Raw genomic sequence first — 19,434 nt, 5'->3', positions numbered from 1 at the left:
CTTGTTTCGGGCACCCCTGTAAAGTGGCGCTCTATTTTGGTGCTTTGATGCGCTTTAACCCTGAAAATCCGTTACCAAGCCGTGATGTGGCCAGTGCGGGCACGGTAATTGCTCAGTGAATGGAAGAGATCGTGCAAGCCCGGTTACTGGATCGAGTCCAGTACAAAACGGGGACGTTCGGAAATCCACTCTGGAGCCCAGTAACGAATATTGTGGCAAGTAACTAATATTGTGGGAAGTAACTAGCTTGGGAAGAAACTGGCGTGGCATACAGCAGTAGCAAAAGCAGCAGCAACAGCATGCAGTTGGTGATTATTACCGACCTCGACGGTTCGCTGCTCGATCACCACAGCTACAGTTACGCCGCTGCCGTGCCGCGCCTGGCCGAACTCGCCGCTGCGGAGGTACCGGTGGTGCTCTGCACCAGCAAGACGCTGGCGGAAGTGGCTGAGTTGCGGGATGAGTTGGGCAACCAGAGCCCGTTTATCGTGGAAAATGGCGCTGCGGTTTATCTGCCGCGAGATTATTTTGCCCAGTTGCCGCCAGGTTGTGTGCGCCGGGGCGATTACGACGTATTTGAATTTTGCCCGCCGCGCAGTCACTGGCTGGGGCTGCTGGAGCAAGCCAAGCAAGCCTTTCCCAATGCTTTCGATCACTTTGCCGCCATGTCGGTGGCCAGGGTGGCGGAGCTTACCGGTTTGTCGCTGGCGCAAGCGGAACGCGCCCGCGACCGGGGTTACGGTGAGCCGCTGCAGTGGTTGGCCAGTGACGAGGTGTTGCAGGAATTTACCCGTTGGTTTGCCGAGCGCGGTGCCAGGGTTCTGCGCGGCGGCCGCTTTGTCCACGTGGCGGGCCAGAGTGACAAGGGCCGCGCCCTGCGCTGGCTGGTGTCCTGCTACCAACAGGCCCAGCCGCAACGGCAGTGGGTGTCACTGGCGCTGGGCGACAGCCACAACGATGTGGATATGCTTGAGCAGGCCGACTGCGCGGTGGTAATTCGCTCGCCCAGTCACGCCCCTCCAACCGTCAGTGGCAGCGACAACGTTTATGTTACCCGCGGCTACGGCCCGGAGGGCTGGGTGGAGGGAGTCGATTACTGGCTGGCACAGTTGGCCGCCAACCCCACCGGGGAATAATTCATTATACCAACAACATCATAGTTAAACAGAGAGGTGCACAGTGGCTGATTTTTATCAAAACGGGATTGTGACAACACTGCATAACCTTGCGGATCGACCGCTTGAGGATATGGAAAACGAGTTGCGCCAGTTCGCCAGGGTACGACCCATGTCGCTGATCTTGCCGTCGCTTTTCTCCGAGCTGGAAGGGGAGGCGCTGCCGAACATTATCGAGCATCTCAAGGGAGCGGATTACCTGGCGGAGATTGTTATTGGCCTGGATCGCGCCGACCTCGACCAGTATCGCTACGCGCTGGATTTCTTTGGCAGCTTGCCCCAGCACCACCGGGTGCTGTGGAACGAGGGGCCACGCCTGCAGGCCCTGGATGCCGAATTGCAAGACCTTAACCTCGCGCCCAAGGAGCTGGGCAAAGGGCGCAACGTCTGGTATTGCATGGGCTATACCCTGGCCTCGAAGAAATCCGAGGCGGTGGCGCTGCACGACTGTGACATTGTCACCTATGACCGGGAAATGCTGGCGCGCCTGATCTACCCCATCGCCAACCCGCGCTTTAACTACGAATTTTGTAAGGGCTTCTACGCCCGGGTCGCTGACAACAAGATCAACGGCCGGGTTTGCCGGCTGCTGGTGACGCCGCTGTTACGCGCCTTGAAGAAGGTGTTTGGCGAGCTGGAATACCTGCAGTATATGGACAGTTTCCGCTACTCCCTGGCCGGCGAGTTTTCCTTCCGCAAGGATGTGCTCAACGATATTCGCATCCCCAGTGACTGGGGCCTGGAAATCGGTGTGTTGTCGGAGATGCACCGCAATTACGCCCACAACCGTCTCTGCCAGGTGGATATCGCCGACACCTACGACCACAAGCACCAGGACCTGTCATTCGACGATGCCGATAAAGGCCTGTCGAAAATGTCGATCGATATTTCCAAGGCCCTGTTCCGCAAGCTGGCCACCCACGGTATCTGCTTTAACGAGGGCACCTTCCGCACCCTGAAGGCGAGTTACTTCCGCATTGCGCTGGACTTTGTTGAAACCTACAACAATGATGCCATCATGAACGGGCTGTCGCTGGATATTCACCAGGAAGAAAAAGCGGTGGAGCTGTTCGCGCACAATATCATGCAGGCCGGTAAGGCGTTTTTGGACGGGCCAATGGATACTCCGTTTATTCCCAGCTGGAATCGGGTTATCAGCGCCAAACCGGATATTCTCGAGCGCTTGCACCGGGCGGTCGAAGACGACTACAAGGAGTTTATGGCTTTATGACCCAGTCCAATACCCAGCCAACCATCGACCCGGAAGCCTTTGCACGTTTCAGGGTCGGGCTGGAACACCAACTGGCACTTATTTACCACAATACCGAACTGCCGATGTCCTACCCGGAGCTGGCGGCGGAGCTGATTGAGATCATGCGGCTGGATACAGAGCTGCAAGAGCCCAAGCCGCACCACAGCCCCTGGACGCAGCGCGATGTGGTGTTGATTACCTACGGCGATACTTTTTTGCCGGCCGAGGAGGGCGGTGAAAAACCCCTCAAGGTACTCAAGCATTTTCTCGATGAGCACTGCGAAGGCTTGATCAACAGCGTACATATTCTGCCGTTCTTTCCCTACAGTTCGGACGACGGTTTTGCCGTTATTGATTTTTCCAGCGTTAACGAGGCCCTGGGTGGCTGGCAGGATATCCAGGATATCTCGGCCCACTACCGGTTGATGAGCGACCTGGTAATCAATCACTGCTCCAGCCGCAGTCTCTGGTTTGATAATTTCCAGAAGTGCGAGGGGCCGGGCCACGATTACTTTTTTACCGCCTCACCCAGTGATGATCTCAGCCAGGTGGTGCGGCCGCGCACCAGCCCGCTGTTGCGGGAGACAGAAACGGTCAACGGGCTGCAGCATGTCTGGTGCACATTCAGTCATGATCAGGTGGATTTGAATTTCGCCAACCCGGCGGTGCTGAAGCAGTTTGTCTCCATTGTGCGCCAGTATCTGGATATGGGCGTGCGCATTTTTCGCTTTGATGCGGTGGCCTTCTTATGGAAGATCCCCGGCACGCCCAGCATTAATTTGGAAGAAACCCACGGGCTGGTGCGGTTGTTTCGCCTGCTGATCGAGCACGCTGCAAACGAGGCAGTGATCATTACCGAGACCAATATCCCCAACCGGGAAAACCTCTCCTACTTTGGCAACGCCAACGAAGCTCACTGTGTTTACAACTTCTCCCTGCCGCCGCTGCTGATCAATACCCTGGTCACCGGTGATTGCCATCACTTGAAAATGTGGATGATGAGCATGCCGCCGGCGCAAAACGGCACCACCTATTTCAATTTTATCGCCTCCCACGACGGCGTGGGCCTGCGGCCGGTGGAGGGTTTGCTCAGCGATGAGGAGACCGCCACCCTGGTGGATACCCTGCAGTCGTTTGGTGGCCGAATTTCCTGGCGGGCGCTGGACAGCGGTGAGAACAAGCCCTACGAAATCAACATCTCCCTGTTCGACGCCCTCAAGGGGACGGTGGCCGGTGAGGATGACCTGGGCATCGCGCGTTTTCTCTGTGCGCACAGCATTATGCTGGGGCTGGAGGGGATTCCAGGTATCTACGTCCACAGCATGCTGGGTACGCGCAATGACTACGTGCGCATGGAGCACAGCGGTCATAACCGCGCCATCAACCGGCACCAGTGGCCCTACGACAAGCTGGAGGAAGCGCTGGCCGATCCGCAGTCATCCCATGCGGTGGTGTTTGGGGAGATGAAACGCCTGCTGGCCATACGTCAAAAGCAGTCGGCCTTCCACCCCAGCGCCACCCAGTTCACCCTGCATTTGGGCGGGCAGCTGTTTGGTTATTGGCGCCAGTCCCAGAGTCGTCGCCAGAGTATTTTCTGCATCAGCAACATCAGCAGCGAAGAGATTTCACTGCAGATGTCGGATATCAACCTTATCTCCACCGATGAGTGGAAAGATTTGTTGAGCGGCGAGGTGATGCCGGGCTGGACCGAAGCCTACACCATGGCGCCCTACCAAACACTTTGGATCACGAATCGGGAGGGCTGAAGCAGGCACAAAAAAGCGGACACAACCGGGAGTCGTGTCCGCTTTTTGTGATCCATCACCGATTGGTCTGTGTAAGTTCCCTGACCCTTAACCTATTACGTTGCGTAATATTGTCGTTCCTGACGTTATCCCTGTGTTTGCCGCCTTAATATCGCCCCAGGCGTCCAGTGGCCTTACATGGCCTGCGAGAGCATCCTTCTGTACCTCCGTGTACGGTTGCTATGGTGCTTTATTTGGGGGAGGTTGAACAGTGGAGAAAGGCACAGCCGGGTGTGGGAGATGTCCTACAAGAGTGAGCCTTTTCCCGCCACCGGTTGGTATTATGCAGCTTTGCGGCGCTTTCCAGTTGTCCGACACTTTCGCGGCCGCACCTGCACGGCTTATTTTTTCACCGCCGGCGCTTCAGGCTGCTGCAACGATTGCCGTAGCCGCTGGCGCAAGTCGCTTTCAATTTTAGGCAGCCACTGCTGCACAATCTCGTCGACATAAGCGCTGATGGTGGCCTCGGATAAAGGTTGAGCGGCGGCTGGCTGCAGGTCCGGGTTGGCCATTTTAGGATTGGCAAGTTCGGGATTGGCAAGTTCGGGATTGGCAAGTTCGGGATTGGTGAGCCTCAGGTTGGCCAGCTCCAGATTGGCAAGAGGGCCGCCGGCCTGCTCGCCAGCGCCATTCGTCACGGCCTGGCGAATGGCCTCCAGCAGTGGCCGTTCGGTATTGAGGCGAGTGCGCATGTGCTCGGGCAGGAAGGGGTTTTCGCTGCTGGCCGTGGCCAGTGGCTCTGACTCGGGAGCTTCGGGCTCCTCCAGTGGTGCGCCACTGGCGTCAGCAGGCGTCGCTAGCGCCAGCGCGCTGAGTGTTTGCGGCTGGTCAATCGGGGGGCGGTCAAACAGGTTTTGCTGCCCTGGCAGCGCACCGGGCGCTGTACTGTCGGGTTCGCTGGCTGCACTTTTATCCGCCGATTCGGTTATTGTATCACTGTCGCCGTTCAGCAAGTGTTTGAGGGATTCCAGTTCTCCCAGCAGTGCTGCCCTGCTGTTGTGGGTGTCGGAATTCATGGGTGGCTCGATCCTGTTTAATCCTGGGGTTGTCGGGTTGGGCTCGCCGTCGGTTTGGACTTGCTCTCGGTTTGGGCTTGCTCTCGGTTTGGGCTTGCTCTCGGTTTGGGCTTGCTAGGGGCGCGCTGTATCGGCCCGCTTGTCGGGCAGGCGATGGGTCTCGATGGGATAGCCGCGATGCTGGTAAAAGTTGTAGTGCTGGCGGGTGTTGGCCAGTACCTTCTCTTCCTGGCAGACGATTTCTGCCAGGCGCTGGAAGCGGCTGAAATAGCCCGGCACCTGCTGGCTTAGATTGACCAGGCAGTCGTGAAAGTCGCCACAGTCATCGCCAAAGCCTATCTTTACCCGCGCTTGCAGTTGCGGCTTGCCCTCGCAGTCGTGGGGCACAAAGCTGTCGGGCGAAAACTGCCAGAACAACCGGTCCAGGTAGTCCGCCTGTTTTTCATTGTCGACCGCGACGTAGACGCTGTGGTCGTTGCGCAGCGCTTTTTGCGTCCAGCGGCAGGCAAAATCAAGCCGCTGTTCCATGGACGAATGGGGGAGGACGTAAAAATCTATGCTGGTCATAAAAGTTCGATAGTGGCCACTCAATTGGCGGTAGCTTTACTGCTGCGCCACCGCGGTGGGTTGCGCGGCGGCTTGCTCGGGTGCGGGTTTACAGCTGCTTTTACAGCTGCTTCATCAAGTACTGCACCAACAAGGGCACCGGCCGGCCGGTGGCCCCCTTGGCGCTGCCACTAACCCAGGCGGTGCCGGCGATATCCAGGTGGGCCCAGTCATAGGCCTTGGTGTAGCGGGACAGGAAACAGGCGGCGGTAATGCTGCCGGCAGTGGGACCGCCAATGTTGGCCATGTCAGCAAAGTTGCTGTCGAGCAGTTCCTGGTAGTCCTCCCAGAGGGGCATGCGCCAGGCTTTGTCGCCAGTCTCCTGGCCGGCATCCAGCAGTTGCTGTGCCAGGCTGTCATTGCTGGAGAACAGGCCACTGGCGTGTTTGCCAAGCGCGACCACCACCGCACCGGTGAGGGTGGCGATATCAATTACCGCTTTCGGCTTGAAGCGCTCGGCGTAGGTCAGGGCATCGCACAGCACCAGGCGCCCCTCGGCGTCGGTATTGAGCACTTCGATGGTCTGGCCAGACATGGAGGTGACGATATCGCCAGGCTTGGTGGCGCGACCACTGGGCATGTTTTCAGCGGCGGCGACAATACCCACCAGGTTGATGGGCAGCCCCAGCTCCAAAACCGTCTTCATTACCCCCAGCACGCTGGCAGCACCGCACATATCGTATTTCATTTCATCCATGGCGGCGCCGGGCTTCAGGCTGATGCCGCCGGTGTCAAAGGTGATGCCCTTGCCCACCAGCACCACCGGCTTGTCGGTCTTTTTGCCGCCGTTGTATTCCATCACAATCAGTTGCGCCTCTTCATCGCTGCCGGCGGACACCGACAGCAGTGAGCCCATGCCCAGTTCGCGCATCTGCTTTTCGTTGAGGGCTTTGGCGGTCATTTTGGCCTGGCCACGGGCCAGCTTTTTGGCTTCACTGGTCAGGTAGCGCGGCGTGCAAACATTGCCGGGCAGGTTGCCGAGATCCTTGGCCAGCGCCATGCCTGCGGCAATCGCGGCGCCGGTGGCCATGGCCTTGTTGATGGCGGCGACGGTGGGGTTTTTGTCGGCCAGCAGGTACAGGGCTTTCTTCAGGCTGACGGCCGGGCCCTTTTCGCTCTTGAGCTGGTTAAAGCGGTAGCAGGCGTCGCTGAGCAATTTCGCGACTTGCTGGGCCTTCCAGGCTTCGTCGCGATCGGTTACTTGCAGTTCCTGCAAACACAGGGCGACATCTTTGGCTTTGGTCTGGGTAACGGCGCTGGCTACCTTGGTGAGCAGGGTGCTGAACTGGTCGGCGCTGAGGTCGGCGCTGTTTTTGCCGGCGCTGACCAGCAGCAGCCGTTTGGCGGCCAGCCCGGCCGGGTTCCTGATAAACAGGGTGGAGCCCAGCTTGTCACCCAGATCGCCGTCACTGAGCAGGCCTTTGAGCAAACCGCTACAGGCTTTATCCAGCTCGGCCGCGGCGCCGTCGAGTTTGCCAGCGGTGCGCACGGGCACTACCAGGCAGTCGCTACGCTGGGTCAAAAATGAGGTGGTTTTTGCCTGAAATATCATTGAGCTTCTCCGTAACGGTTTAAACAAAAGTGTTTGCGTGGTCGTGAACCAGATCCGACCGAGACAAAGCCGGTGGTTTACGGGATAATGCCCGCCACTGTGGCCTTGACCGGTTACGCTGTCCCGAGACAGTGTACGCCAAGCCCCGATTGGAACCAATTCCCCGGGTGAAATAACGAGTGATAATTTTTCGATACCTGGGCCGCGAGGTCCTGACCAGCATGATCGCCGTGAGCGCTGCGCTGTTGCTGATCATTATGAGCGGCCGCTTTGTGAAGTATCTCGCCGATGCTGCCTCGGGCAAACTGCAAGCCGATGCGCTGCTGGCCATTATGGCGTTTCGCCTGCCCGGGTTCCTCGAGTTGATCTTGCCGCTGGGCCTGTTTATCGGTTTCCTGTTGGCCTATGGGCGCCTCTATACCGACAGTGAGTTAACGGTTATGACCGCCTGCGGCTTGAGCCAGCGACGCCTGCTCAGCTACAGCTTTTTTCCGGCGGGCATAGTCGCGCTGCTGGTGGCGCTGCTGGCGCTGGTGGTGAGCCCGAGTGGTATCTCCAAGGCAGAGTCGGTCTTTAAGGCACAGAAAAATCGCAGCCAGTTTGATCATATGGTGCCCGCCAGGTTCCAGGCATCGGCCGACGGCGATGCGGTGACTTACGCTGAAAACCTGAGCGATGACCGCAAGAGCATGCAGGGTGTGTTTATTGCCGAAATGGGCAGCGGTGGCAGCGAGGGCACCGACCAGCGCGAAGGGCTGGGTATTATGGTGGCCGAGCACGGCGAGCAGGTCATAGACCCGGACAGCGGCCAGCGCTACCTGAAGTTGCGCAACGGCTCGCGCTATATCGGCAACCCCGGTGAGGCCAATTACCAGGTCATAGATTTCGAATACTACTGGCAGCTGCTGCCGGCGGCCGAAGACGACAGCCGCAATAAAGGCAAGTCGGACTCGCGCCCCACCCGGGAGCTGCTGGGCTCCAGCCGCAGTGAAGACATCGCCGCGCTGCACTGGCGTATTTCCCTGCCGGTGCTGGTGGTAGTGGTGACGCTGCTGGCGGTGCCCCTCAGTAAAACCAATCCGCGCCAGGGGCGCTACGTGCAGATGATTCCGTCGATTCTGCTCTACATCATTTATCTCGTCTGCCTCAACGCTGCGCGGGGCGCAGTGGAAGAGGGCGGCGCCTCCCCCTGGCGCACAATCTGGGCTGTGCACGGGGCGTTTTTACTGGTGGCCCTGACGCTCTTCGTCTGGCCGATACTGCGCCGCAGCTTCAACAGCCAGCGTCGTAAAAGGGGCCGAGCCAATGCGTAGAATCAATGCTTATATCAGTCGCACCGTGGTCGGGGCGGTGCTGGTGGTGCTGCTGGTCATTGTCGCCCTGGATGCAATCTCGGCCCTGGTCGACCAGTTGGGTGAGCTGAAGGGCGCCTACGATTTCACCGAAGCGATGATCTACGTTGGCATGACCCTGCCGGAGCGTATTTATCGCAATATCCCCTTTTCCGCCCTGGTGGGGGCGCTGGTAGGCCTCGGTGTGCTGGCCAGTTCCAGTGAGCTGGTGGTGATGCGCGCAGCCGGTGTTTCGGTTGCCCAGATTACCTGGGCGGTATTGAAGCCGGCGCTGCTGTTTATTCTGCTGGGCGTGGCATTGGGGGAGTTTGTGACGCCGGTGACCGGCCAGCTGGCGGACAGCCGCCGGGCCATCGCCCAGGGGGATAGCAAGGCGCTGGAGTCCCGGCACGGCCTCTGGAGTCGGGAGGGGCGGGAGTTTATGCACTTCAACGCGGTCTTGCCCAATGGCCGCCTGTACGGTGTTACGCGCTTCAAGTTTGACCAGCAGGGCAAGCTGATTGCCACCAGCTTCGCCCAGTCGGCCATATACCAGGGCACCCACTGGCGCGAAGAGGGGGTGCAGGAATCGAAGTTGACCGAGGACTCCATCACCAAGCGCAAGTTCTACTGGCGCCGCTGGAATACGGAGTTGTCGCCGCAAATTCTCACGGTGCTGGTGCTGGAGCCGGATTCACTCTCCATCCGTGACCTGCGCTCTTACTCGCTCTACCTGCAACAGCAGGGCCAGGAGAACAGCAACTATCGCCTGTCGTTCTGGAAGAAGTTGTTGCAGCCACTGGCGACCCTGAGCCTGGTGTTGATCGCGGTTTCCTTCGTGTTTGGTCCGCTGCGGGAAGTGACCATGGGGTTCCGGGTGTTTACCGGGGTTATTGTGGGTATTGTGTTCCAGACATCCCAGGATATGCTCGGGCCAGCCAGCCTGGTGTACGGCTTTCCACCGCTGGTGGCGGTGCTGGTACCGATCGGGATCTGCCTGCTGATCGGCATAGTATTGCTGCGCCGGGCCAAGTGATGCCGGCGCCAGGGCTGCGCGGCTGGCCGGTCGCGCCTCCAGGTCATCAGGCTATTTTTTAATTTTCGGTAGCACCACCACCTCAGTGCCGCTGAGCCGGTCGTGCCAGGTTTTACCTTGCTTGTCCCACAGGCACCAGAAGTATCCCAGGCCGGCAAGGGCCAGGCTGAGCGGCGCGCAGAGACCGCGCAACACCGCTGCTTCGAGGCGAATCGGGCCGCCGTCGCTGCCGCGCACACGCAGGCGCCAGGCGCGCATGCCGAGGGTCTGCCCGTCCTTGCACCAGAAGTACCAGTAAAACATCTCAATCAGCAGCAACAGGCCGACAAACCCGGCAGTGCCCATGCTGGCTTTTTCGCCCGCAGGGAGCTCGGTTTGCAGGGCCCAGTATTTAATCGCAAGAAACACGCCGCCGTAGAGCATGGCCAGCGACATGATCACCAGACTGTCATAGCCCATGGCGGCGAGACGGCGCAGGAGACCGGCGGAAGGGTAGGATTGGTTGTGCATGATGAGAGGCCCGGAGATACAGCGGCGGGCATTGTAGCAAAACAGGCAGCGCAGCAAAAATACTACTAGAACTCGTACTCCAGGCTGAGTTTGATCTTGTCGCCGGAGAAACGCACCTTGTAGTCCATGTCGTCGGTGATTCTGCCGTCGCCATCGTCGTTGGGCAGCACCCGGTTGTCGCCGCCAAATTGGACCCGGTTGCCTTCCCAGTAGGTCTTGAAGCCCATCTTCATCAAGGTAGAAAACACCTTGCTGCCCACTACGGCGCTGTCGTCGGTACCCTGTACCAGCCACTGGTGGTTGAGGGCCCGTTGCTCCTGGGTCATGGTGTCAGAACGAAGCTGCTGTGCTGAGCGCAACAGGGTCTCGTTATCCATAAGCTGGCTGGAGTAACCGCTGGTTTTTCTCTCGGAGCCGTGTTTGAGGGGGTTGTAGTAATTCTTCAGGCTGGGGAAGATCAGGCCGCCTGACTGGTTGCCGGCCGCCGATTGCGCCAGAGCCAGGGGAGAGGTGGTAGAGCAGAGCGCCAGGGCGCATAACAACCTGGTGCAAGCGCCAAAGGAAACAGGTCTGAACCAACTGCTGAATCGAGCCATAAGCGATACCCCTGAGCCAGAGTATAGGCTTATTTTGCCCGCTTTCAGTGAGCTGGGTAACACTTTTAATCAGGCTTCCTAGGCATTGAAAAAGAAGTTATTCGCGCCATTTTCACGCCGCTGCCGATCCGGACGCGGGCTCTCTAGAACTCACAAGCGACAGCCGGTTAGGGATTAATTACGCCGGCCTTATAACTAAGCCGCTGCAAGGGTTTTTATCGCCTTTGGTTGTTTCGGCTTTGTCTTCATATTTGAAAATGTTCTTAGCTGGCGAACCTTAATCCGAGGGGGGCGGTTGCAGATTTATTTTCCCGCAAGGTTGACCGGTGCAGCGGCCCTGTTATAATCGCCGCCTGTTTTGGGAGTGCCCCGAAACGGCGTCCCTCACCAGATTGGTGAAGTTGGTAAGCGCCGCACTCCGAGATTGAACAGATTATTGCCAGAGTGGTGAAATTGGTAGACACAGGGGATTCAAAATTCAAGGTGTTTACGCTTAAAAACCATGTAACTGGTTGATTTAGAACAGAAAAATTGTATTTTTATTGAAGTTTATAAATAGTATAGGTGTGTATATTTAAGCTATACTATATGAGCTGCCAGGTTAGAAAAACAGCCAGGCCAGCTCATTGATTGAGAGTTACAGATTTAAAGCCAGAGTGGTGAAATTGGTAGACACAGGGGATTAGCGTAACAGCCAGTGTCTTTAAAAAACTGAGTCCCCCCCTCGAGCGATCGAGGGTGAGAAAAACTGGATGAATTGCTGGAAGGCTACGGGCACATGCCTATGCTAATCAGCAGCCAAGCCGTCAGAGACGGAAGGTTCAACGACTACCTGGGCTTTTGCGAAAAGGCTTAATAACAGGAAGTAGCTTAGAGGTAATGCCTAAGTGAAACAGCGTCCAGCCCCTAAGCTATTAGGGTGATGAGATAGTCTGGCCGCCACGAAAGTGGACGGATAAATGTCAAAATCCCCCGCCCTTAAAAGCGTGCCGGTTCGAGTCCGGCCTCTGGTACCATTTAAAATGCCTCGCACTTGCGGGGCATTTTTTTGCCCTGGTTTTATCCGGCGCCACTGCACTACAGTCCTTCGATCAAATCCGACGCATTACAATTGAGGGCGCTGGCAATCTTGAACAGGTTCAATATGGTCAGGTTTTGGGTGCCGCGCTCGACCCTGCCGTAGTACGCCCGCTCGAAGCCGGCCGCATGGGCAAACTCCTCCTGCGTAAACCCGGCTTCCTTCCTTTTTCTGCGTATGCAGGCCCCCAGGTTTTTCAATATTTCTTCATCTTTCATTCTTGTGCCTCTTTCGCACAAGAATGAATTCATGGTACCTTTAGGTACACGTCTTATAAGACGCATTATTTACAGCTGTTGATTGTTTTTACCGGCATTCAGTTCGGAATTTATGTGATGGTTACCGAAAAATTTTACCTGTTCAAGCGAACGGGAACGCAACGGCGGGGCAGCAAGCTTACTGTTTTTGGTTATCCCACTAAGTTTGAAGTTGTCGACATCGGTGGCGACAGCGAAGCGGTGAGGCTGGAACGTGTTGCACCGCTGAGCAACGGCGAGTTATTTTCGTGCCTGGATAGGGCGAGAGAGCATAATGTTTGCATACTCGGAACGCACGCAGATAGCCCGGATGGCATCGAAGAAAAATACAGGTACGTACTGGTGCCAGAAAAATATCTTCGAAGCGAGTTGGAGCTGAGCTGGATTCTGGAGCCTTACATACCGTTCAACACCGAATCTTCTGTTCAGCGGAGCACCAGAAGAAAAACCAGAGGCAGGCCGAAAACTTCACGTGAGAGCGCTCGTAGAGTGCTGGAAATAATGTTCAATCTTTGAAGGAAATGTCGTTCACAAGCAAGAGATTTTTTGGTTCAAGCTTTAGAAAGCTGAACACGTTTTATAAAATCCAGTTGGTGCATGTAGTGGTTTCATCGGCGTTGAATCAAACCTAATTCGTAATCTGTACAGTCGATCATTTGTGGGGTGGGTGTATGGAAGTGGCAGGATTGATTGCGGGTTTGCGCGGAACTTTTTGCCTTACTGACGAAGAGTTAGCTCAAATATGCCGTGTAGATAGTTTTGCCGATATAGAGTCCTGGGTTGATGGTAAGCGGGTGCCGTCGAAAGAAGAATCGGATCGACTATCGAAGCTACACAGTATAAGGGGGGCATGGAATCACTACGCGCTCGTTGACTACAGCGACGAAATTCGGCGCAAGATTCTTGACGGAAAGAGCATCCTGGATCTGCTAACCGAGCCGGAGTTGAATGAACGGGGAATTATATTTGCCGGTACCAAGTTGTTTATAACTAGCCCAAGGCATGCCGGCGAGATCATCCATCCATATGGCTCTTCAAGCTAAAAAATTGTAATCGACAACGCCGTGTTTCAGATGGTTTAGTTTTCTATTGGTTAATAAATTTCCAATGGTTGTCAATTGATCGGGTGGTCACTTTTTAGCGGACACTACGAAAAAAAGCGTCAAAATAAAGTCAGGCTTGGTAAAGTGGTTCTACTTACGAGCATTATCTTTGATGTGTGCAGCAGATTTATTTTGAGTGACTGAGCTATCAGGCTCGCTCGATCCGGCCTCGAAATTTTTCACTTATGAAAAAATTCGCCCAATCATCCGCGGCGAATCCCTTCTGCGTCCAATGAATCCAGCACCCAAGCGCCGAAGGCTGCTTGTGCCCTGTCGGCCTTTCCTTTAGGCCGATATCGCAGTCGGGTTCTATCACACCTGTATAAACTGGCTCACCGTCTTTGTTAAAAATCGTCAGTTTATCTCCTGCTTCCAGGATGACCAGGGCGTCATAGCCTTCGAAGTTGTCGCGATCCAATGCCCAAACGAACCCTTCGAGTCCCGTTTCAAACCAGCCGAATAAATTGCCTTCATAAGCTGTCGTCATAGTAAGCTGCCTGCAAGAAAGGAGGGGTTACAGTTTTCAATTATACCTGTTTTTGGAAATTTAACGCGTAGATTTTTGGAAGATTTGGAAGAGTATGCAGCATCAGCTGTGATGCGTTCAGGATCGAAAAAAACACTTTTGTGGTTAACTGAATTCGCCGTCGCGAATTTTTCTCAGTAGTTGCATGACCAGGCTTACGCCAGCGCTGTTGTGCAAGAGCTCAATTGGCTTCTGGCCGCCCAGAATTGGAAGGTTCGCGTTGATCCAGAGCTTCTGCCTTCTCGGGGTCTTCAAAAACAGAAACCGCATATCCGCGGACCTCTTCAAGTAGAGCGTTTTGTCCAGGCGCTGTAGGCATGGTCCCTGTCCCGTTTCAAATAAGACGAGCTATGCAAAAGTTGCTTTTGGCCTTTTCGTTCGGCAATCAGTTCTGGGTTTCAAGGTCGAGAGCTTGGTGGTATAGCCAGTATGCCACAACCGAAAGGAATTGGGCAGTGACTGGCCAGGGGTGGGGTTACAGGTTACACATGTAGAACCTATTTTGCTTAAGGATGTATTTTGAGACCGCGTGCGGCCAGCGTGCGTAGAACATTTTTCGTATTGGACTCATCATTCAGCAGTAAGGCGCGAGCGTCCTTGTCCTGAACGTGCCAGGCGCTCTTGGAGGACACAACCTGCCGTATGAGCCCCCAGATCAGCCAGATGTTGATGGCCATATTTTGATTGTCTGGATTTTTCCCCGTAGGGTCCCGAGCTTGGAGTGTCAGAAGCGCCTCATAAACGCCAAGTAACTGTTTGTCCAGCCCATCGTCAATCAAGGACTTAATCCGAGTGTTCTTTTCAGCTTGCAAAATCTTCCGGCGTTCCACTTGCCATTTATGCCGCTCGACATCATTCTGCAGTAGCGGCGCTACGGCATCCAGTTGGCTTGGCACATCTGTAATCGTTATAAGTTTTACCGATTTCTGCTTGTAGCCGTTGCGACGAATCTGGATTGCCTTCCCGGTTCGCCGAACCACGATAAACGTTTTACTGTCTTCGCTATTCATGTAGTAATCCTCTTATTGTTATTATGGTACTGCCAGTAAGTGATCGGTAACTTGAGACCAGTTACCGGTTCAGTTGTGTTACTGCTTTTCTGTACTCTATTTCACGTTTCCAGTGACTTACCTTGACGTTGCGTTCAAGTAAAGTTATAAAAATAATTATATAAATCAGTAGGTTACGAAGATAAAGTGTTGCACGACGATATGGGTTGTGTCAATATAACCTTGTTTGATTCCAAAAACGGCAGTCGCGAGGAAGGGCAATGTACGTACATTGCAGCCCGGTGGGTGAGCGCTGTTGGCCTTCGGCCTCTGTTGCTCATCTCTTCGAGACGTCCTCGCACCTGCGGTGGGCTGTTATGACACAATGTGTCATCGTAGTTTGGAATCAAAAAAACCATAACAATAATAAATAGAAAAGGGGGTCGCCATGTACGACTCGAATAGCAGCGCCGCCGCGCTTAGGTTGTCTCGTATTAATTTCCGTATTACCGATCGCGATAAGTGTGCACTCAAGGCTAAGGCCAGAGCAGCTAACCTATCTTTATCTGAATTCTTAATACGCGCTGGACTTGAGCGCCATATCAGTCCTCCGCCGGCACGAGCGGATTTAGAAATGCTGAATCAGATTGCTAGAATCGGGAACAACGTCAATCAACTCGCGTATAGTGCTAACTGTGGAGATCCGTTATCAATACCTGCGCTGATGGAGCTTGCGTACGAACTTAAGTTGCTGCGCAGATGCTTTCGGTAGTTTGTGCACCGATATGTTAGTCCAACGTACGGGCATGAGAAATAGCAGGGGTGCATGCTCGGGCAAGGTAAAGTTCTCGGCAACTGAATTCCTTATCAATAAGATTCGTTACCTGGTGGATAGTGACCCAAAACGACAGGGCTATAACTTCACTGAGCGCGTCGCGCTAGTAGAGAGCACAAACTTTTTACCCTTCCTTCATGGTGATTGCTCCGAGCGCTACGCAGAAGATGCCGCCGCAGAAATGTACCGCTGGACTGATCAGTTTCGTGGTGAGAAAAAATCACCAGCAGAAATCTGTATTGATCGGGTGGTTAGCTTTCATCCTGATGACCTCATTACGCCACTTCAAGCGCTGCAATATACAAAGCAAGCAGTCGCGAAAGTGATGGGGCCTCTGGAAGAGAGGTTTTGCCTTTTTTCCGTTCATGTTGATGAAAAGCACACCCATGTTCATTTTCTGGCTAGTACAGTTAATAGTAGTGGTCGTGTGTTCAACCTAAGGCAAGACGACCGGGTCTGGAACCAAGCGGTTATAAAGTTGGAAAAGCAGTATGGTTTAGTTCCAGTGAAAGGACGAAGCATTGAATGCAAGAGTGACGACGAACCCGCAGTGCCTCGGTTAACAAAGGGTGAGCGTCAACTGAAGAAATACGCCAAAGTTGATTCACATAAGTTCCAGGTGCGAGAAATTATTGACCGTGTCATTGACACCTGCGGGGGCGATTTTGATTTGTTCCTGGATGGGATTATGACTGCCGGCGTATTTCCCGTCATTAACCTAAGAAAGGAAAATGCACCAATACGTGGTATTAGCTTTGAGCACCAGGGTGAATATTTTTCCGGGTCAGATTTGGGTAAAAGATACAGTTGGGGAGGAATCAAGAAAGCTGCGGGTTATACCGAGGCTTTTAAGCCGTTACTGTATAGCTTAAAACTGGCGTTTGATAAGGAGGATGGTCCGGCAGATTTGACGCCAATGACGCCAATGAAGAACACGCCCGCCAGCACAAGCATCCACAAACTGCTAAAAAAGCCGCTGGCTGAAGCCTTCACGGCATCCCCTTACGACGAGGGCATTACCTTTAAATGGCGCTCGTCCCAACGGGTAGCCTTCAAGGAAAAGCGAACACAGCCTCAGAAAATCACCACAAATTATGGCCGCAATAGAAAGGCCGTCAAAGCCATGGTGGAGCGCGCTCATGCGCTGGGTTGGCGGGGCATCCGTGTAAAGGGGCCTAAGCGCTTTCAGGAGCTTGTTGCGGAGTTTGCCACTGAATACAATTTGCCGGTTGTTGTGGCGCCGGCTGCTGGCGTGGCGCAGCCGGAAAAGCCCAGGGGGGAGGGCGTTGGGGTTGGAAGTAATAGGCCAGACACCCCGGGACGGGGACCTGACGCCCCCAGAGCCGAATCGAACGAGAAGCTCGCTAGCTACTCAGAAGCCGATCAATCCACCATCCGGAGGATTGCGCAGCTGAAGTTTGACGGCAGCGATGAGGAGGCTTTGGGGAAAGCGAAAGCGTATTTCGAGGTGGCCCGCGAAAGGATTGCCCGGCGCAAAACGGGAGCTGAACCTTCAATGTAACGCTGCTAACAAATTCACGGAATACACGCCCTTGTCGCCCCGCAGGATCCGCGCGTAGGATCTCTGGGAGCAGTTTGGCCCGTAAAGTTGAATATGGGCCGCAATGGCGCTAAAGTTCAGGGATCATCGACCTGTATGCCACCGGAAGGCCCATGGACGGACACCACCACCACCCCACGACCACATCCTCTTCATGGTCCGTCAGGTACCTAGTGCCTGACCGAAAATTGTAAGGTGTTGAAATTTTTGAATAAAATCACAAATCTCGGATCGAAATTTTCCCATTTTAGCAGAGAGATCAGGTAACATAGCCGATAAATTCAAAGTTTGTGCGGAAACTTCGACAGGAAAAATAAAAAAATGCGTCACGTACAACCCCTTCAATGCCAGCTTGGGGAAGTTGAAATCGGCAACATTCATTTCGACCCGCAATCACGCGATGATATTCCCCAATTGCTTCGCGGCTTACAGAATCTGTACACAGATGTTCCGGCCAGGACTGCGGTATTTCAATTACTGGAATCGGTGGCCCCTGAGAAGATCGACAAGGCAACTGGTCGTCCCGGCATGTCACTGTGGAATATCTTAGTGCTGGGTATGCTACGGCTAAATTTAAACTGTGACTATGATCGTGTCCACGAACTGGCGAACAACCATGTGAGCCTCCGCCAGATGCTCGGTCACGGCATTCGAGACGAAGATCTTCGATACAGCCTACAGTGCATAAAAGATAACGTCAGCCTGCTAACGCCCGCTGTGCTGGATAAAATCAATCAGATCGTTGTGAAGCATGCTCACCGAGAATTGGTGGGAGAAGAGTCGCCACTGAGGGGGCGTTGTGACTCCTTTGTGGTAGAGACAGACGTCCACTACCCAACCGATATCAATTTGTTATCCGATGCGATCAGAGTCATTATCCGGCTCTCTAGTCGCCTGAGTGAACGACACTGTTTGTCAGATTGGCGGCAACACGACTATCAGCAACGGCAGATCAATAAACTGTATCGAAAAGCGCAAAAAATCAAGCACTCGACATCAAAGTGTGGGAAGAAGCGGGAACAGCAAAAAGACGCTATTAAAGATGCACATACAGCCTACCTCACTCGGTCGGAAGAGCTGATCAGTAAAGCGAAATTTACATTCAAGTGCCTGCCCACAATACTCGATGTGTACTCGGAATCCTTGGTCGAAGAAATTAAGAGGTTCATTGTGCATGGCGAGCGGCAAATAGATCAAATACGACGACGCGTCATTGCAGGAGAATGCATACCGCACGAGGAGAAAGTGTTCTCCCTATTCGAGGAACACACGGAATGGATTAGTAAAGGTAAAGCAGGCGTTCCGGTAGAACTGGGCCTTAAGGTAAATATCGTCGAAGATCAGTATGGGTACCTGTTGCACCATCAGGTGATGGAAAATCAAAGCGATAATCAAGTCGCTGTGAGCGCCGTGCAAGAGACGCAAGCACGTTTTTCCAATTTCAACGTCTGTAGCTTTGACAAAGGCTATCACTCGCCAGCCAATCAAAATCAACTAGCGGAGCTGTTAAATATGGTGGTCCTACCAAAAAAAGGGAAGCGGGGTAAAAGTGATCAGGAACGAGAGCAAGCTGAAGAGTTTGTGGCCGCACGCCGCAAACACTCCGCTGTAGAATCTGCAATCAATGCGCTGGAGGTTCACGGATTGGACAGGTGCCCAGATCGCGGTATTGAGGGGTTTAAGCGCTACACGGCGATGGCTATTTTAGCCAGGAATTTACAGAAACTCGGTGCAGATCTGCAGAAGCGAGATCGGGAAGAAGCGAAGAAGCAAGAGCGACAACGCAGAAAAAAAATGAAGTCCGCTTCTTAACAACTGGCAAACGAATATTAAGAAAAAACCACGGCGGGAGTATGCGCACAATTCGGGTTGAGCCCGAGAATTGGTTAAATTTTAACCAATTATTGCACGTAAAATGCGCCAGAGCTGGCCTGTTGAGCCCGCCGATGACTGCCGTATCAAAAATTACGGGAGCCATGGCGAAATTTTCAGGGTTTTCGGTCAGGCACTATATAGCGGAAGGGTGGATGGAAAAGGTAGGGCTGCCGTCTGACCTTGAGCGTGACATGTTGGATTGCGTGGTTGAGCCAGGGCCGACCAGTCGCCTTGGGTGTCAGGTCAGCGTTACAGAGCAGCTAGATGGGTTAGTTGTCCGTGTGCCCGAGGCACAGTACTGATCGTTTTATACGTCAAAAGATGTTTAAGA

19 protein-coding genes are annotated in these 19,434 nt (G+C 54.3%); 10 read left to right on the top strand and 9 right to left on the bottom strand.

Annotation, left to right across the window (positions count from 1 at the left end; translation table 11 throughout):
- The first annotated feature begins 263 nt into the window (after nt 1-263).
- Genes G8764_RS20190 through G8764_RS20180 form a run of 3 tightly spaced genes read left to right on the top strand, consistent with a single transcriptional unit; the run spans nt 264 to nt 4,193 of the window.
- Nucleotides 264-1,136, top strand: a complete 873-nt coding sequence (locus tag G8764_RS20190; RefSeq protein ID WP_166167406.1) for an HAD-IIB family hydrolase — start codon at nt 264-266, stop codon at nt 1,134-1,136.
- Nucleotides 1,137-1,179: 43 nt separating this feature from the next.
- A complete protein-coding gene (locus G8764_RS20185) occupies nt 1,180-2,406 on the top strand; it encodes a glycosyltransferase family protein (protein ID WP_166167403.1) in 1,227 nt (408 codons plus the stop codon).
- A complete protein-coding gene (locus tag G8764_RS20180; RefSeq protein ID WP_166167401.1) occupies nt 2,403-4,193 on the top strand; it encodes a sugar phosphorylase in 1,791 nt (596 codons plus the stop codon). The genes G8764_RS20185 and G8764_RS20180 overlap by 4 nt, the downstream gene beginning before the upstream one ends.
- A gap of 380 nt (nt 4,194-4,573) precedes the next feature.
- On the opposite strand, the gene G8764_RS20175 is transcribed toward G8764_RS20180, so the two are convergent.
- From G8764_RS20175 to G8764_RS20165, 3 genes are all read right to left on the bottom strand, one after another.
- Nucleotides 4,574-5,248 (bottom strand): hypothetical protein, encoded by a 675-nt coding sequence (locus G8764_RS20175; protein WP_166167398.1) that lies wholly within the window; start codon nt 5,246-5,248, stop codon nt 4,574-4,576.
- A gap of 114 nt (nt 5,249-5,362) precedes the next feature.
- On the bottom strand, nt 5,363-5,815 hold the full coding sequence (locus G8764_RS20170) for a DNA polymerase III subunit chi (RefSeq protein ID WP_166167395.1): 453 nt from the start codon (nt 5,813-5,815) through the stop codon (nt 5,363-5,365).
- A 100-nt stretch (nt 5,816-5,915) separates the two neighbouring features.
- Nucleotides 5,916-7,406, bottom strand: a complete 1,491-nt coding sequence (locus tag G8764_RS20165) for a leucyl aminopeptidase (RefSeq protein ID WP_166167392.1) — start codon at nt 7,404-7,406, stop codon at nt 5,916-5,918.
- A gap of 179 nt (nt 7,407-7,585) precedes the next feature.
- Here G8764_RS20165 and lptF point away from each other — a divergent pair, with 179 nt between their 5' ends.
- Complete coding sequence (gene lptF, locus G8764_RS20160; RefSeq protein ID WP_166167389.1) at nt 7,586-8,719, top strand: LPS export ABC transporter permease LptF; 1,134 nt, start codon at nt 7,586-7,588, stop codon at nt 8,717-8,719.
- Complete coding sequence (gene lptG, locus G8764_RS20155) at nt 8,712-9,773, top strand: LPS export ABC transporter permease LptG (protein WP_166167386.1); 1,062 nt, start codon at nt 8,712-8,714, stop codon at nt 9,771-9,773. The genes lptF and lptG overlap by 8 nt, the downstream gene beginning before the upstream one ends.
- 51 nt (nt 9,774-9,824) lie before the next feature.
- On the opposite strand, the gene G8764_RS20150 is transcribed toward lptG, so the two are convergent.
- The 3 genes from G8764_RS20150 to G8764_RS20140 all read right to left on the bottom strand — a co-directional run bounded on the left by G8764_RS20150 (nt 9,825) and on the right by G8764_RS20140 (nt 12,175).
- Nucleotides 9,825-10,283 (bottom strand): RDD family protein, encoded by a 459-nt coding sequence (locus G8764_RS20150; protein WP_166167383.1) that lies wholly within the window; start codon nt 10,281-10,283, stop codon nt 9,825-9,827.
- Between the two features lie 65 nt (nt 10,284-10,348).
- Nucleotides 10,349-10,879 carry a hypothetical protein gene (locus tag G8764_RS20145; protein ID WP_166167380.1) on the bottom strand — a complete coding sequence of 177 codons (531 nt, stop codon included), beginning with the start codon at nt 10,877-10,879 and terminating at the stop codon, nt 10,349-10,351.
- Nucleotides 10,880-11,956: 1,077 nt separating this feature from the next.
- Nucleotides 11,957-12,175 (bottom strand): helix-turn-helix domain-containing protein, encoded by a 219-nt coding sequence (locus tag G8764_RS20140; RefSeq protein ID WP_166167377.1) that lies wholly within the window; start codon nt 12,173-12,175, stop codon nt 11,957-11,959.
- Between the two features lie 78 nt (nt 12,176-12,253).
- On the opposite strand from G8764_RS20140, the gene G8764_RS20135 reads away from it, so the two are divergent.
- Nucleotides 12,254-12,730 (top strand): hypothetical protein, encoded by a 477-nt coding sequence (locus G8764_RS20135; protein WP_166167374.1) that lies wholly within the window; start codon nt 12,254-12,256, stop codon nt 12,728-12,730.
- A 155-nt stretch (nt 12,731-12,885) separates the two neighbouring features.
- Complete coding sequence (locus G8764_RS20130) at nt 12,886-13,257, top strand: hypothetical protein (RefSeq protein ID WP_166167371.1); 372 nt, start codon at nt 12,886-12,888, stop codon at nt 13,255-13,257.
- Between the two features lie 208 nt (nt 13,258-13,465).
- Here the strand turns inward: G8764_RS20130 and G8764_RS20125 are convergent, their stop codons facing one another.
- From G8764_RS20125 to G8764_RS20115, 3 genes are all read right to left on the bottom strand, one after another.
- Nucleotides 13,466-13,804 (bottom strand): hypothetical protein, encoded by a 339-nt coding sequence (locus tag G8764_RS20125; RefSeq protein WP_166167369.1) that lies wholly within the window; start codon nt 13,802-13,804, stop codon nt 13,466-13,468.
- 144 nt (nt 13,805-13,948) lie between these two features.
- A complete protein-coding gene (locus tag G8764_RS23100) occupies nt 13,949-14,113 on the bottom strand; it encodes an MbcA/ParS/Xre antitoxin family protein (protein ID WP_166167366.1) in 165 nt (54 codons plus the stop codon).
- A gap of 236 nt (nt 14,114-14,349) precedes the next feature.
- Nucleotides 14,350-14,853 (bottom strand): hypothetical protein, encoded by a 504-nt coding sequence (locus G8764_RS20115; RefSeq protein WP_166167363.1) that lies wholly within the window; start codon nt 14,851-14,853, stop codon nt 14,350-14,352.
- 427 nt (nt 14,854-15,280) lie between these two features.
- Here G8764_RS20115 and G8764_RS23095 point away from each other — a divergent pair, with 427 nt between their 5' ends.
- From G8764_RS23095 to G8764_RS20100, 3 genes are all read left to right on the top strand, one after another.
- The gene (locus G8764_RS23095) at nt 15,281-15,604 is read left to right on the top strand and encodes a plasmid mobilization protein (protein ID WP_166167360.1); all 324 of its coding nucleotides are present in this window, start codon (nt 15,281-15,283) and stop codon (nt 15,602-15,604) included.
- A gap of 34 nt (nt 15,605-15,638) precedes the next feature.
- Nucleotides 15,639-17,189, top strand: coding sequence for a relaxase/mobilization nuclease domain-containing protein (locus G8764_RS20105; protein ID WP_166167357.1), 1,551 nt, complete (start codon nt 15,639-15,641; stop codon nt 17,187-17,189).
- Between the two features lie 360 nt (nt 17,190-17,549).
- Nucleotides 17,550-19,040 carry an ISNCY family transposase gene (locus G8764_RS20100; protein ID WP_166167354.1) on the top strand — a complete coding sequence of 497 codons (1,491 nt, stop codon included), beginning with the start codon at nt 17,550-17,552 and terminating at the stop codon, nt 19,038-19,040.
- Nucleotides 19,041-19,434 lie beyond the last annotated feature (394 nt).

Source organism: Pseudomaricurvus alcaniphilus (assembly GCF_011440395.1).
Taxonomy (GTDB): domain Bacteria; phylum Pseudomonadota; class Gammaproteobacteria; order Pseudomonadales; family Cellvibrionaceae; genus Pseudomaricurvus; species Pseudomaricurvus alcaniphilus.
This window is presented reverse-complemented; position numbering and strand designations above follow the sequence as displayed.

Excerpts from the sequence above, each read along its gene's own strand:
- G8764_RS20180 (WP_166167401.1), top strand. The coding sequence starts at position 2,403 with ATGACCCAGTCCAATACCCAGCCAACCATCGACCCGGAAGCCTTTGCA.
- G8764_RS20175 (WP_166167398.1), bottom strand. The coding sequence starts at position 5,248 with ATGAATTCCGACACCCACAACAGCAGGGCAGCACTGCTGGGAGAACTG.
- G8764_RS20170 (WP_166167395.1), bottom strand. The coding sequence starts at position 5,815 with ATGACCAGCATAGATTTTTACGTCCTCCCCCATTCGTCCATGGAACAG.
- G8764_RS20165 (WP_166167392.1), bottom strand. The coding sequence starts at position 7,406 with ATGATATTTCAGGCAAAAACCACCTCATTTTTGACCCAGCGTAGCGAC.
- lptG (WP_166167386.1), top strand. The coding sequence starts at position 8,712 with ATGCGTAGAATCAATGCTTATATCAGTCGCACCGTGGTCGGGGCGGTG.
- G8764_RS20150 (WP_166167383.1), bottom strand. The coding sequence starts at position 10,283 with ATGCACAACCAATCCTACCCTTCCGCCGGTCTCCTGCGCCGTCTCGCC.
- G8764_RS20145 (WP_166167380.1), bottom strand. The coding sequence starts at position 10,879 with ATGGCTCGATTCAGCAGTTGGTTCAGACCTGTTTCCTTTGGCGCTTGC.
- G8764_RS20140 (WP_166167377.1), bottom strand. The coding sequence starts at position 12,175 with ATGAAAGATGAAGAAATATTGAAAAACCTGGGGGCCTGCATACGCAGA.
- G8764_RS20130 (WP_166167371.1), top strand. The coding sequence starts at position 12,886 with ATGGAAGTGGCAGGATTGATTGCGGGTTTGCGCGGAACTTTTTGCCTT.
- G8764_RS20125 (WP_166167369.1), bottom strand. The coding sequence starts at position 13,804 with ATGACGACAGCTTATGAAGGCAATTTATTCGGCTGGTTTGAAACGGGA.
- G8764_RS23100 (WP_166167366.1), bottom strand. The coding sequence starts at position 14,113 with ATGCGGTTTCTGTTTTTGAAGACCCCGAGAAGGCAGAAGCTCTGGATC.
- G8764_RS20115 (WP_166167363.1), bottom strand. The coding sequence starts at position 14,853 with ATGAATAGCGAAGACAGTAAAACGTTTATCGTGGTTCGGCGAACCGGG.
- G8764_RS23095 (WP_166167360.1), top strand. The coding sequence starts at position 15,281 with ATGTACGACTCGAATAGCAGCGCCGCCGCGCTTAGGTTGTCTCGTATT.
- G8764_RS20105 (WP_166167357.1), top strand. The coding sequence starts at position 15,639 with ATGAGAAATAGCAGGGGTGCATGCTCGGGCAAGGTAAAGTTCTCGGCA.
- G8764_RS20100 (WP_166167354.1), top strand. The coding sequence starts at position 17,550 with ATGCGTCACGTACAACCCCTTCAATGCCAGCTTGGGGAAGTTGAAATC.